At 65.7% G+C, this 12124-nt stretch carries 14 protein-coding genes; 7 read left to right on the top strand and 7 right to left on the bottom strand.

Translation table 11 applies throughout. From position 1 onward, the window contains the following. Window positions 1–40: 40 nt before the first annotated feature. From nrdE to GFS60_RS27260, 3 genes are all read right to left on the bottom strand, one after another. The gene (gene nrdE / locus GFS60_RS27270; RefSeq protein ID WP_397504355.1) at window positions 41–2224 is read right to left on the bottom strand and encodes a class 1b ribonucleoside-diphosphate reductase subunit alpha; all 2184 of its coding nucleotides are present in this window, start codon (window positions 2222–2224) and stop codon (window positions 41–43) included. Then, the gene (gene nrdI / locus GFS60_RS27265) at window positions 2182–2658 is read right to left on the bottom strand and encodes a class Ib ribonucleoside-diphosphate reductase assembly flavoprotein NrdI (RefSeq protein ID WP_159926029.1); all 477 of its coding nucleotides are present in this window, start codon (window positions 2656–2658) and stop codon (window positions 2182–2184) included. Before nrdI ends, nrdE begins: the two co-directional genes overlap by 43 nt. An 88-nt stretch (window positions 2659–2746) precedes the next feature. Further along, window positions 2747–2980: a redoxin NrdH gene (locus tag GFS60_RS27260; RefSeq protein WP_109335193.1), complete on the bottom strand. Its 234-nt coding sequence runs from the start codon at window positions 2978–2980 to the stop codon at window positions 2747–2749. A gap of 549 nt (window positions 2981–3529) precedes the next feature. Here GFS60_RS27260 and GFS60_RS27255 point away from each other — a divergent pair. Continuing rightward, complete coding sequence (locus GFS60_RS27255; RefSeq protein WP_159926027.1) at window positions 3530–4363, top strand: siderophore-interacting protein; 834 nt, start codon at window positions 3530–3532, stop codon at window positions 4361–4363. Window positions 4364–4385: 22 nt separating this feature from the next. Here GFS60_RS27255 and GFS60_RS27250 read toward each other — a convergent pair whose 3' ends face one another. Continuing rightward, window positions 4386–4949 (bottom strand): NAD(P)H-dependent oxidoreductase, encoded by a 564-nt coding sequence (locus GFS60_RS27250; protein ID WP_159926025.1) that lies wholly within the window; start codon window positions 4947–4949, stop codon window positions 4386–4388. A 99-nt stretch (window positions 4950–5048) separates the two neighbouring features. On the opposite strand from GFS60_RS27250, the gene GFS60_RS27245 reads away from it, so the two are divergent. Further along, entirely contained in the window at window positions 5049–5648 is a 600-nt protein-coding gene (locus tag GFS60_RS27245) for a TetR/AcrR family transcriptional regulator (RefSeq protein WP_159926023.1), read from the top strand. 3 nt (window positions 5649–5651) lie between these two features. Here GFS60_RS27245 and GFS60_RS27240 read toward each other — a convergent pair whose 3' ends face one another. Continuing rightward, window positions 5652–6203 (bottom strand): nucleosidase, encoded by a 552-nt coding sequence (locus GFS60_RS27240; protein ID WP_159926021.1) that lies wholly within the window; start codon window positions 6201–6203, stop codon window positions 5652–5654. 65 nt (window positions 6204–6268) lie between these two features. On the opposite strand from GFS60_RS27240, the gene nadE reads away from it, so the two are divergent. Together nadE and GFS60_RS27230 are read left to right on the top strand one after the other, a co-directional pair. Next, the gene (gene nadE / locus GFS60_RS27235) at window positions 6269–7108 is read left to right on the top strand and encodes an ammonia-dependent NAD(+) synthetase (protein ID WP_159926019.1); all 840 of its coding nucleotides are present in this window, start codon (window positions 6269–6271) and stop codon (window positions 7106–7108) included. Between the two features lie 4 nt (window positions 7109–7112). Next, a complete protein-coding gene (locus GFS60_RS27230) occupies window positions 7113–7892 on the top strand; it encodes an SDR family oxidoreductase (RefSeq protein ID WP_159926017.1) in 780 nt (259 codons plus the stop codon). Between the two features lie 27 nt (window positions 7893–7919). On the opposite strand, the gene GFS60_RS27225 is transcribed toward GFS60_RS27230, so the two are convergent. Then, a complete protein-coding gene (locus GFS60_RS27225) occupies window positions 7920–8180 on the bottom strand; it encodes a MoaD/ThiS family protein (RefSeq protein ID WP_109331130.1) in 261 nt (86 codons plus the stop codon). Continuing rightward, window positions 8173–9228 carry a GTP 3',8-cyclase MoaA gene (gene moaA, locus GFS60_RS27220; protein WP_159926015.1) on the bottom strand — a complete coding sequence of 352 codons (1056 nt, stop codon included), beginning with the start codon at window positions 9226–9228 and terminating at the stop codon, window positions 8173–8175. The genes GFS60_RS27225 and moaA overlap by 8 nt, the downstream gene beginning before the upstream one ends. A 98-nt stretch (window positions 9229–9326) precedes the next feature. On the opposite strand from moaA, the gene GFS60_RS27215 reads away from it, so the two are divergent. Genes GFS60_RS27215 through GFS60_RS27205 form a run of 3 tightly spaced genes read left to right on the top strand, consistent with a single transcriptional unit; the run spans window position 9327 to window position 11885 of the window. Beyond that, window positions 9327–10511 carry a molybdopterin molybdotransferase MoeA gene (locus GFS60_RS27215; protein WP_159926013.1) on the top strand — a complete coding sequence of 395 codons (1185 nt, stop codon included), beginning with the start codon at window positions 9327–9329 and terminating at the stop codon, window positions 10509–10511. Next, on the top strand, window positions 10508–11479 hold the full coding sequence (moaCB, locus tag GFS60_RS27210) for a bifunctional molybdenum cofactor biosynthesis protein MoaC/MoaB (RefSeq protein WP_159926011.1): 972 nt from the start codon (window positions 10508–10510) through the stop codon (window positions 11477–11479). Before GFS60_RS27215 ends, moaCB begins: the two co-directional genes overlap by 4 nt. Further along, entirely contained in the window at window positions 11472–11885 is a 414-nt protein-coding gene (locus GFS60_RS27205) for a molybdenum cofactor biosynthesis protein MoaE (RefSeq protein WP_159926009.1), read from the top strand. The genes moaCB and GFS60_RS27205 overlap by 8 nt, the downstream gene beginning before the upstream one ends. Window positions 11886–12124 lie beyond the last annotated feature (239 nt).

Raw genomic sequence — 12124 nt, 5'->3', positions numbered from 1 at the left:
CCGCCGCCGGTTAATAAGTACTCACGGGCGGCGGAGCCGCCTACAGCATGCAGGAAACGCAACCTTCGACCTCGGTGCCTTCGAGGGCCATCTGACGCAGACGGATGTAGTACAGCGTCTTGATCCCCTTGCGCCACGCGTAGATCTGCGCCTTGTTGATGTCGCGGGTGGTGGCGGTGTCCTTGAAGAACAACGTCAGCGACAACCCCTGGTCCACGTGCTGGGTGGCCGCGGCGTAGGTGTCGATGATCTTCTCGTAGCCGATTTCGTACGCGTCCTGGTAGTACTCCAGGTTGTCGTTGGTCAGGTACGGCGCCGGGTAGTAGACGCGGCCGATCTTGCCTTCCTTGCGGATCTCGATCTTCGACGCCACCGGGTGAATGGAGCTGGTGGAGTAGTTGATGTAGGAGATCGACCCGGTGGGCGGGACGGCCTGGAGGTTCTGGTTGTAGATGCCGTGCTTCTGCACGGACGCCTTCAGCTCACGCCAGTCGTCCTGGGTGGGGATGTGCACACCGGAGTCGGCGAAGAGTTGACGCACCTTGTCCGTCTTCGGCTCCCACACCTGATCGGTGTACTTGTCGAAGTACTCGCCGGACGCGTACTGCGACTGCGGGAAGCCCTTGAAGTACGTTCCCCGCTCGATGGCAATCCGGTTGGACGCCTGCAGCGCATGGAACACCACGGTGTAGAAGTAGATGTTCGTGAAGTCGATGCCCTCGTCGGAGCCGTAGTAGATCCGCTCGCGCGCCAGGTACCCGTGCAGGTTCATCTGGCCGAGCCCGATGGCGTGAGAGTCGTTGTTGCCCTCCTCGATCGACGGCACCGAGTAGATGTGCGTCTGATCGGACACCGCGGTCAGTCCGCGAATCGCCACCTCGATGGTCCGCGCGAAGTCCGGCGAGTCCATCGTCTTGGCAATGTTCAGCGACCCCAGGTTGCAGGAGATGTCCTTGCCCACCTTGCTGTACGAGAGGTCGTCGTTGAACAGCGACGGCGTCGACACCTGCAGGATTTCGGAGCACAGGTTGGAGTGCGTGATCTTGCCCTCGATGGGGTTGGCCCGGTTCACCGTGTCCTCGAACATGATGTACGGGTAGCCCGACTCGAACTGCAGCTCGGCGATGGTCTGGAAGAACTCGCGCGCCTTGATCTTCGACTTCCGGATCCGCTTGTCGTCGACCATTTCGTAGTACTTCTCGGTGACGTTGATGTCCGCGAACGGAACGCCGTAGATGCGTTCGACGTCGTACGGCGAGAACAAATACATGTCCTCGTTCTTCTTCGCCAGCTCGAAGGTGATGTCCGGGATGACCACGCCGAGGGACAGCGTCTTGATGCGGATCTTCTCGTCGGCGTTCTCACGCTTGGTGTCGAGGAACCGGTAGATGTCCGGATGGTGGGCGTGCAGGTACACCGCACCCGCACCCTGACGCGCCCCGAGCTGGTTGGCGTAGGAGAAGGAGTCTTCGAGGAGCTTCATGATGGGGATGACACCCGAGCTCTGGTTCTCGATTCGCTTGATCGGGGCGCCGTGTTCACGAACATTGGTGAGCAGCAACGCGACTCCGCCGCCGCGCTTGGACAGCTGCAGGGCGGAGTTGATGGAGCGGCCGATCGACTCCATGTTGTCCTCGATGCGGAGGAGGAAGCAGGAGACGGGTTCACCGCGCTGCTTCTTGCCGGAGTTGAGGAACGTGGGGGTGGCGGGCTGGAAGCGTCCGGCGATGATCTCGTCGACCAGCTTGGTGGCCAGGTCCTCGTCGCCTGCTGCAAGGGTGAGCGCCACCATGCACACTCGGTCCTCGAACCGCTCGAGGTAGCGCTTTCCGTCGAACGTCTTGAGCGTGTACGAGGTGTAGTACTTGAAGGCGCCCAGGAAGGTCGGGAAGCGGAACTTCTTGGAATACGCGTGGTCGATCAGGAACTTCACGAAGGCACGCGAGTACTGGTCGAGCACCTCCGGCTCGTAGTAATTCTCCTCGACGAGATAATCGAGCTTCTCGTCGAGGTTGTGGAAGAACACCGTGTTCTGGTTGACATGCTGCAGGAAGTACTGGCGGGCCGCGGCGACATCCTTGTCGAACTGAATCTCGCCGTTCGGCCCGTACAAGTTGAGCATCGCGTTGAGCGCGTGGTAGTCGAGACCGTTCGTCGAGTCCCCACCGCGCGCGTCACGCTCTACGCTCCCCGCATCGATGGTGTCTGTGATGGTCGGCGCCACAGCTCCTGCTCCTTGTCGTCTAAGTGTTCCCAGAATTCACCCAGACCGACCTTCACCCGTTCGACGTCCTCGGCTGTGCCCATGAGTTCGAAGCGGTAGAGGTAGGGAACGTGACACTTCTGAGAAATGATGTTTCCTGCAAAGCAATAGGACTCACCGAAATTGGTGTTTCCCGCCGCGATCACTGCTCGGATCAGCGACCTGTTGTGTGGATTGTTGAGAAATCGGATGACGGGCTTCGGAACGTAACTGGTGTCCCTGCCCATCGCCGTGGTCCCGCCGCCGTACGTGGGGAGGATCAAGACGTAGGGCTCGTGCACCTCGAAGGTGCCGTCGCGGTCGTGGATGGGTATGCGCGTCGCAGGCACCCCGAGCCGCTGAACGAATCGGTGCGTGTTCTCCGAGGCGCTGGAGAAGTACACCAGCGAAGTCATCGGTACTCACCATCTCGAGTGGAACTGTCGGTCAGTGCTGCTCCGGAATCGGTTCGCTCTCGCTCGCGGAGGGTGCGATCGTGTCGCTTCAAGCAGCGTTTGCCGAGAGGGTCTTGATTCGGTCGGGCCGGAAGCCCGACCAGTGCTCGTCACCGGCTACGACCACGGGCGCCTGCAGGTATCCCAGCGCCATCACGTAGTCCCGGGCCTCGGCGTCTTCGGTGATGTCGACGACGGCGTAGTCGATACCCTCCTTGTCGAGGGCCCGGTAGGTGGCATTGCACTGAACGCAAGCGGGCTTGGTGTAGACGGTGATGCTCATGAAGTCCCTCTTTCCACTGCCGAAAATGGAGCTGACGAAGTGTGTGTTCAGCACCCGAGATCTCCCCTGATCGAGAGGACGGTCACCCCAGCGGAGGGGTTCACCGAGCCGATTCCCGTAGTGGTCTCTCAGTGCTCAAGACACTACACCTAGTGGCCGACAGAAACACTTAACCCGAGATGTTGTGAGTCACATCGATGAAATTCCCTGGTCGACTTCTGCTGGACGGCAAATTTCGTCATCCCGTCGGCGTGTCGCGCATCACTTTTCGGCGAGCCTCGGAACGCTCCCGCCGGCAAGGTTCGTACACCCGAGGCTCGAGGAGCCTACGTCACCTGTGAGCAGGCTCCAGCATTCCCCAGCGCACCCCGAGCAGTGGACTGTAGCGGCCCTCATTTCAACCGGATTCCACTCGACCCACTCGACCCGCTCGGCGGACGCCGACCTTCGGCCGAGACCCGACTCCCCCCGCCGCCGCGTGCACCCGGCGCCCCGCCTCCACCGCCGCTTGCCGGCCGGTAACTGCCTGGCTCCCGGTACCGTGACCGGATGCCCGTGCACTCCTCCGAGCAACCCGACCGCTGGGCGCCCGTCGTCCACACGGAGCGGGTGACGCCGAACATGCTGAGGATCACCCTGTCTGGTGGTGATCTGACGGAGTTCGAGTCGAGTGGCGTGCCCGACGAGCGCGTATTGCTCGCCTTTCCGCCCGGTGGCGAGGAGCAGAGGAGCTTCACCGTCCGCCGCTGGGACCCGTCGGCCTGCGAGATGGACATCGATTTCGCCGTCCACGCGGGCGGCGCTGCGATTCGGTGGGCGCTACAGGCGTCGCCCGGCGATGTTCTGGGGTTCTCGGCCGCCGCCGGTTGGTATTCACCGCCCAGCGATACGGCATGGCAACTTCTCGTCGCCGACATGACCGGTTTACCTGCCGTCGGCCGGATCGTGGAGGAATTGCCCGGTTCGGCGCACGTGCACGTGATCGCCGAGATTACGGCCGCCGAGGATCGGCAGCACTTCACCACCGAGGCCGACGTGACGGTCACCTGGTTGCACGGCAGCGGCAACGGCACCGGACCCAGCAGGCTGGCGGAGGCTGCACGCTCCTGGCCGCGACCCTCCGAGCCGGGATACGTGTGGTTTGCGGGCGAAGCGCGTACATCCCGAGACGTACGCCGCCGCCTGCGCCACGAATTGGGCTGGCCGGCGAATAGATATGACGTCATGGGTTATTGGCGCCCAAACAAGGAGGATTGGGTCGCGCGGTACGAGACGGTCCGTGAGCAGATAGAAGCCGCCAGGGACTCTGCCCTGGCGGCCGGTGAAGACTTCGACGCGGTGCGGGACGCCGTCGACGCAGCCCTCGAGAGATCAGGGCTGTAGCGACGGCGGTCCCGCGAGCGACTCAAGCGTCGACGAGCTGCTTGGTGGCGTCCACGAGGCTGGTCACGACATCGGCGACCTGCTGTGCGACCTCGGCGTTCTCCCGCGGGTGGCGGTCACCGAACTTGTCGATCGTGCCGCCGATGGCGAGCGTGACGTCCTCGAGCACCTTGCCGCCGGCGATACGGACTGCCTTGCGGGTGTCTTCATGGGCCCACTGCGCACCGTTGCCGCTGGGGGACGCGCTGATGACGGCGACCGGCTTGTCCTTGACGGCGCCGGTTCCGTACGGACGGGAGATCCAGTCGATGGCGTTCTTGAGCACGGCGGGAATCGTGCCGTTGTACTCGGGGGTGAGGATCAGTAGCGCATCGGCGCGGCCGGCGGCGTCACGCAACGCCTCGACGGCGGGGAGGGAACCTGCGACGTCGATGTCCTCGTTGTAGAAGGGCACCTCACCGAGCCCTTCGAACACGGTGACGTCGGTCCCTGCCGGAGCAACCGAGACTGCCGTCTCGGCGAGCTGGCGGTTGACCGACGCGGCGCGCAGGCTGCCGACGAGTACGAGAATGTTGGTCTTCGACATGTCAATTTCCTTCGATGGTGCGGTGGGCGACTCGAAACAGGTATATCAGCTAAACGGACCATGGTCCACTTACATTCCCCGCGCGGTAGGATTGGCGCCGTGACCCGCCTCCTCCTTCCCCAGATCGGGGTCGAACCGCCCGAACGGTGTGATGCCGCACGTAATCGGCGGCTACTGCTCGATGCTGCGGCCCTCTTGGTGTCCGAGCGGGGCGTCGACGCGGTGACGATGGACGCCGTCGCCTGCAAGGCCGGTGTGGGCAAGGGCACAGTGTTCCGCCGGTTCGGAAGCCGATCGGGACTCATGCTCGCCCTCCTCGACCATTCCGAGCGCGAACTCCAGCAGGCGTTCATGTTCGGACCCCCACCGCTGGGGCCGGGCGCCGATCCGGTCGAACGGCTCACCGCCTACGGCCGGGCGCGCATCGCCACCGTCGAGGTCGAGGGCGAGGTCCGGCGGGCCGCGGAGAACTCTCCGGGCACTCGTTTCGCCGCGCCGGCTCGCGCAGTGTCGGTGACGCACGTCGTGTCGCTGCTCCGCGAGGCGGGCGTCGAAGGAGATCACGAACTGCTGGCGTGCTCGCTCCTCGCACCCCTCGAGGCGACGCTCGTACTGCACGAGATCCGCGACCTCGGGATGTCGACCGAGCGCCTCGAGGCTGCCTGGGAAGATCTCGTCAGGCGTGTCACCCGCGCCTGACGGTCACAGGGTGCGCAGCCACAGCGCCAATTCCCTGGCGCTTGCGTCGATGCGCGCCGGCCAGTCGAGCGCCGAGTCGTCGGCCGTATCGCTCACGTGCTTGACGAGGCGGCATTGTGCACCGACCTGTGCGCACGCGTAGGCGACGGCGAAACCTTCCATGTCGACGAGATCGGCCCGCTCCGCGAGCACGTCGCGCACCCCCGCGTCGGATACGAAGACGTCCCCCGTTGCCAGCACCGAGCCGTCCCCCTCAGGCATCTCGAGCCGGTCCGCGACCTCGTGTCCCAAGGCCCGGATGGCGTCGCCGCTGATGTCGTGGTTGAGCACGGTCGACGGCGTGAAAAGGCCACTGTGGTGTTCGTGCAGGGCCCCCGCGGTGCCGATGTTGACCACCAGCGGTCTCTGCGACGACGGATAGTCGCCGAGCGCCTTCGCGACGGCCACCGCGGCGCTCACCTTGCCGATGCCCGTGATCAGCACGTCGAACTCCGGTGGGACGTGCACAGCCTCCGCCTTGGTAGCGCTGACGACGAGGATGTCCGATCTGCTCATGCGCGGAACCGTACCGGGCCTTCCCCACCCTGCGTCCCACGTGCCCACTCGCTACAGTTTCTGGCATGGCGAATCTACGTGCGCAGATACTCGAGGAACTCGGTGCCCAGCCCACCATCGACGCGGCGAAAGAAATTCGCACCCGCGTCCAGTTCCTGAAGGAGTACCTCCTGTCGACACCCGCGAAGGGCTTCGTTCTGGGCATCAGCGGCGGCCAGGACAGCACTCTCGTCGGGCGTCTCGCTCAACTCGCGGCGAGCGAACTTCGCGATGAGGGACATGAGGCCGAGTTCGTCGCTGTCCGCCTCCCCTACGGCACCCAGGCGGACGAGTCGGACGCACAGATCGCGCTGAAGTTCATCCAGCCCGACCGGTCGGTGTCGGTCAACGTCAAACCCGGCGCCGACGCCACTGCCAAGGAATCGGCCTCAGCCCTGCGGGACATCCTCGGCGACGGCGGCGAACTGCGCGACTTCGTCCGCGGAAACATCAAGGCCCGAGAGCGCATGGTCATCCAGTACTCGATCGCGGGGCAACTCGGCTACCTCGTACTCGGTACCGACCATGCAGCTGAAGCCATTACCGGGTTCTTCACCAAGTACGGCGACGGTGGCGTGGACCTCACTCCCCTGACCGGCCTCTCCAAGCGTCAGGGCGGCGCCCTGCTCCGCGAACTGGGGGCACCGGAGACCACCTGGAGGAAGGTGCCCACCGCCGATCTCGAGGACGACCGCCCGGCGCTCCCCGACGAGGAGGCGCTCGGTCTGACGTACACGCAGATCGACGACTACCTCGAGGGCAAGGACGTTTCCCCGGAGGTCGCCGAGAAGCTCGAGACCATGTACCTCAACACGCGTCACAAGCGCACGGTTCCCGTCACGCCTCTCGACACCTGGTGGCGGTGATCCGGTGACCCTCGTTCTGGTCGCGGGCGGTACCGGTACGGCGGGCAGGCAACTGGTCAAGGAGTTGCTTGCCCGCGGGCACTCGGTCCGTGTCCTCACCCGGCACGGTGGTGCGCCGGGCACCGAGATCATCCATGTCCACGGCGACTTGGTGACGGGCGAGGGGCTCGCAGAGGCGCTGGACGGGGTCGACGTGGTGGTGGACACGACCGACGGCAAGACCCGCCGCACTCGGGCCGTGCTGGACGAGGGCGCCACCAATCTGCTGGCGACAGCGGACGGTGCGGGTGTGCGACGCGCGGTGCTGCTGTCCATCGTGAACGTCGACCGCGGCGAGTTCGCCTACTATCAGGCCAAGCGACGGCAGGAACGGGTCTACGAGAGCTCGCCGCTCGACACAGTCGTCGTGCGCGCCACCCAGTTTCACGACTTCATTCCCATGGTCGCGAAGCCGCCGAGCCATGTCGGGGTGATTCCGGCGTTCACGAGAACGCGATTCCAGTCGATCGACACCCGCGATGTCGCGCGGGCGCTTGCGGACGCCGCCCTGGCGACCGAGCCGGCGTCCGAAAATCTCATCACCATCGGCGGCCCGGAAGTCCGCACGGCCCGTGACCTCGTTGTGGCATGGAAGAAGGCCACGGGGACGCACGGACTCGTCGTCGACGTGCCCCTGCCGGGAGCGCTGGGTTCCTTCCTGAGGGCAGGGCACAACCTGGCTCCGGGAAAAGAGTTCGGGTCGATCACCTTCGACCGGTGGCTGGCCGACACGACGACGGCCTGAGCGGCTCCCGGAGTGCTGTAAAAGCCTCTAGCCTCCCGCGAACGGCGGCAGGACGTCCACCTGGTGTCCGGCGGTGCGCGTGAGGTCGCGCGTGAGCTCTGAATCGACGAGGAAGGCCGCCACCGACAGCACCCGCTCCATGTCGGCTCCGTACTTGGCGACGAGGGCGATCTTCACCTGACCGAGTGGGGCGTCCGTCGGCAGATCGAGGGTTTCCTTCGTACAACCCGCGGCGTCGGCGGCCGCCGCGAAATACCGCACCGAAATGCCTGTCACCGTGTCAACCACCGATAGCTCCCATACTGCGCTGCGGCGGCGCGAATCCATCCGCATTGATTCCGTGTCCCGCCCACTTGTTCCACATCGCGCCACGCCACAACTGGGCCAGGTCCTCGTCGCCCGCACCGGAACGCAGCGCCCCACGCAGGTCGACCTCCTGGTCACTGAACAGGCACGACCGTACCGTTCCCTCGGCGGTCAGACGAGTTCGGTCGCAATCGGAGCAGAACGAGCGGGTGACCGACGCAATGATCCCCACGGCGGCCGGACCACCGTTCACCAACCACTCCTCCGCCGGTGCGGACACGTCCTCCCTGCCGTGTTCCACGAGGGTGAACCGCTCACCCAGAACCGACAGCAACCGGTCGGCGGACACCATCTGCTCACGTGCCCACTCGTGGTCCGCGTCGAGGGGCATCTCCTCGATGAAGCGGAGCGCAATCCCTTCGGTCAGGCACCATTCGAGGAGATCCGCCGCCCCCGCCAGTGTCTCGGGCATCAGAACTGCGTTCACTTTGAGCGGCGCCAGGCCTGCATCAGCCGCGGCCCGGATCCCGGCGATCACCGACGGCAACCGATCGCGTCGCGTGAGCCTGGCGAAGTGCTTCCTGTCGATCGAGTCGAGGGAGACGTTGACGCGGGTGAGGCCGGCGCGGGCGAGTGCAGCAGCCCGGTGTTCGAGCCCTACCGCGTTGGTAGTCATCGACAGCGGCACACCCGGAACCCGTTCGGCGCACCCGGCGATCATCGCTTCGAGGTCGGCGCGCATCAGCGGCTCGCCCCCGGTGAACCGGACCTCCCGGACCCCGAGCTGATGCACCGCGATACCCACCAACCGGACGATTTCGTCAGCCGTGAGCAGATTGTGCGCCGGGATGGCGGGCAGGCCTTCCTCCGGCATGCAATAGGTGCAGCGCAACGAGCATTTCTCGGTGATCGAGACCCGAAGGTCGCGCGCTACCCGACCGAATCTGTCGACGAGGTGCCCCACGTCGGGGCGGCCCGCGAGCGAGACGGCCGACCGCACGGTGGGAATACCCATCTCCACCATTGTCATCGCGTTGCCTTTCCCCGCATTGGTCCAGTATGCCGTGAGGCGGTGATCCGTGCCGCACCGCCGTGCATAGGATTGGTAACCATGGCCGGAGGAACGTCGTGACCACGCGGACGGTGGAGCAGCATGCTCAGCACGTCGCCGAACTTCTCGCACCGCTCCATACGCGCCCCGGCGAGGAGATTCCACTCGGTGAGGCGCTGGGACGCGCCCTCGCCGCCGACGTCCATTCACCCGTCGATCTGCCCCTGTTCCGGAACTCCCAGATGGACGGCTACGCCGTCGACGCCGCATCCATCACGACGGTCCCTGTGATGCTGCCCGTGCGCGGGGTGATCGCGGCCGGGCCGGCCGAACCCGTCACGCACCTTCCCGGCACGGCCTACCGAATCATGACCGGAGCACCGGTTCCGCCGGGCGCAGACGCGATCGTCCCCGTCGAGGACACAGTCACCTCGGATGGCGAGGTGCGGATCGAAAAAACCCGCTCGGCCGGGGAGTTCGTCCGCGAACGTGGCAGCGACGTCCGGGCGGGGACCCTTCTCCTCGCCGCGGGCAGCATTCTCGCTGCCCGTCACATCGCCGTGCTCGCCGCTGTCGGGCTGCAGCGCGTATCGGTACGCCCGCGGCCGCGTGTCGCGGTGATCACCACCGGCGCCGAGCTCGTCGACGCAGGAAGCGCACTGCGTCCCGGCCAGATCTACGATTCGAACGGCATCGCACTGGCGTCGAGTGCACGAGCCAACGGTGCAGAGGTGGTCTCCATCGCCCGTAGCACCGACGACCCCGCCGAGTTCCGCACCCTGCTCGCCGAGGCGGTCCTCACCGCCGATGTGGTGCTGACGTCCGGCGGTGTATCGATGGGCGACTTCGAGGTGGTGAAGGAAACGCTGTCCCCGCTGGGCGCGCAGTTCGCTCACGTGGCCATGCAGCCGGGCGGGCCGCAGGGGACAGCCGTGGTCAACGGCGTCCCGGTATTGAATTTCCCGGGCAATCCGGTGAGTACCCTCGTCTCCTTCGAGATCTTCGCCCGTCCGGACATTCGCCGCGCAGCGGGCCTTCCCCCCACGGAAGCCGTGGAGGGGCCACTCGCGGCGCCGCTCACCTCCGTCCGGGGCAAGCGGCAGTTCCTCCGCGCCCGCCGCACCGACACCGGGGTAGAACTCGTCGCCGGTCCAGGCTCACATCTTGTCGCAGCGATGGCGTGGGCGGATGTCCTCGTCGATGTTCCCGCCGATGTCACCGCACTCGACGCCGGCCAACTCGTGAAGGTGATTCCCCTGTGAGCGATTTGACGCACCTCGACGGCGAGGGTCGTGCACGTATGGTCGATGTGAGCGCGAAAGCCGATACCACCCGGACTGCCGTGGCGGCAGGACGACTCGTCACGACCCCCGAAGTCATTGCGCTCGTCCGAGCCGACGATCTCCCCAAGGCAGATGTACTCGCGACTGCCCGGATTGCGGGTATCTCGGGTGCGAAGAAGACGTCCGAGCTCATTCCGTTGTGCCATCAGCTTGCGCTCTCGTCGGTCAAGGTGGAGTTCGGATTCGCCGACGATGCCATCACGATCGAGGCGACAGCGAAGACGAAAGGGCCGACCGGCGTCGAAATGGAGGCACTGACCGCGGTGGCCGTGGCCGGGCTGACTCTGCACGACATGGTGAAGGCCGTCGATCCCGCTGCCACCCTGGACGGTGTCCGCTTGCTCACGAAGGACGGCGGCAAGCGCGGGCACTGGACCCGGGAGCCGGCAACCGACTCCGCATCACCGAGAGGGCGCACCGCCGCGGTCCTGGTCGCCTCCACAGGCGGCGCCGCGGGCACGCGGGAAGACACGACCGGTCCGGCCATCACCGCCTGGCTCGACGAACGCGGGTTCCGAACGCGCGGCCCCCTGGTCTACGCCGACGCCGAGATCGCGGCCGGCCTCGCCGACGCGCTGTCCGGCAGCCCCGCACTAGTCATCACCACCGGCGGGACGGGTGTCTCCCCCACCGACGCCACTCCCGAAGCCACCCGGGCCGTACTCGACCGCGAACTGCCCGGCGTCGCGGATGCCATCCGCAATCGGGGAACGACAGTGACGCCGCATGCGTCACTGAGCCGGGGACTCGCCGGTGTGTCGAACGGCACAGTGATCGTGAATCTGCCGGGTTCACCGGGCGGAGTGAAGGATGGACTTGCGGTGCTCGACCCCATCGTCGATCACCTTCTCGCACAGATCGCCGGTGGAGGTATGCACGATGAGTGACATTCTTGCCCAGATTTCGGACCTGCCCCTGGACGCGGCCGTGGTCGATGCGGCCGTGGCGGGACCGGAACACGGCGCAGTAGTGGTGTTCACCGGGGTGGTACGTAATCACGATGCCGGACAATCCGTTTCAGCACTCGAGTATCAGGCACACCCCGATGCCGAGCGCTTTCTCCGCACGTGTTGTGAGGAGGTTGCGTCGTCGACGGGACTGCCTGTTGCCGCGGTCCACCGGGTGGGTGCGCTGACCGTCGGGGACCTTGCGCTCGTGGCTGCGGTGGCGGCACCGCACCGGGCCGAGGCGTTCGCGGCATGCGCCGAACTCGTCGAACGGATCAAGCACGAGGTACCCATCTGGAAGCGGCAGCATTTCGCCGACGGCGCGTCCGAATGGGTGGGACTGTGAGTCCTGAGTCGGACCGGCGTCGCATCACCGGGTAGACTCGGCGGCACTAGGTGACCATGACGGTCACCCAGCGTCGTAGAACGCATTCAGTTCGGGAACGTCCGAATCCTGTTGGGTGTGCACACGCGTGTGCATCCGCTCTTCTTACGGCGAAGAAGCTTGCCGACCGGCAACGCCGCCAACCTGTGCTCGAGCTCCGACGGGATCGCTTTTCCGTGTCGGCCCTCCGGGCACAACCC

Origin of the sequence: Rhodococcus sp. WAY2 (assembly GCF_009859915.1) — a bacterium.
GTDB lineage: Bacteria > Actinomycetota > Actinomycetes > Mycobacteriales > Mycobacteriaceae > Rhodococcus_F > Rhodococcus_F oxybenzonivorans.
Note: the sequence above shows the minus strand (reverse complement) of the source record. Positions and strands in the feature narration are given on the sequence as shown.

Bases quoted from the DNA above. Each gene is read 5' to 3' on its own strand.
- nrdI (WP_159926029.1), bottom strand. From the start codon at position 2,658: ATGACTTCGCTGGTGTACTTCTCCAGCGCCTCGGAGAACACGCACCGA.
- GFS60_RS27260 (WP_109335193.1), bottom strand. From the start codon at position 2,980: ATGAGCATCACCGTCTACACCAAGCCCGCTTGCGTTCAGTGCAATGCC.
- GFS60_RS27255 (WP_159926027.1), top strand. From the start codon at position 3,530: ATGCCCGTGCACTCCTCCGAGCAACCCGACCGCTGGGCGCCCGTCGTC.
- GFS60_RS27250 (WP_159926025.1), bottom strand. From the start codon at position 4,949: ATGTCGAAGACCAACATTCTCGTACTCGTCGGCAGCCTGCGCGCCGCG.
- GFS60_RS27240 (WP_159926021.1), bottom strand. From the start codon at position 6,203: ATGAGCAGATCGGACATCCTCGTCGTCAGCGCTACCAAGGCGGAGGCT.
- nadE (WP_159926019.1), top strand. From the start codon at position 6,269: ATGGCGAATCTACGTGCGCAGATACTCGAGGAACTCGGTGCCCAGCCC.
- moaA (WP_159926015.1), bottom strand. From the start codon at position 9,228: ATGACAATGGTGGAGATGGGTATTCCCACCGTGCGGTCGGCCGTCTCG.
- GFS60_RS27205 (WP_159926009.1), top strand. From the start codon at position 11,472: ATGAGTGACATTCTTGCCCAGATTTCGGACCTGCCCCTGGACGCGGCC.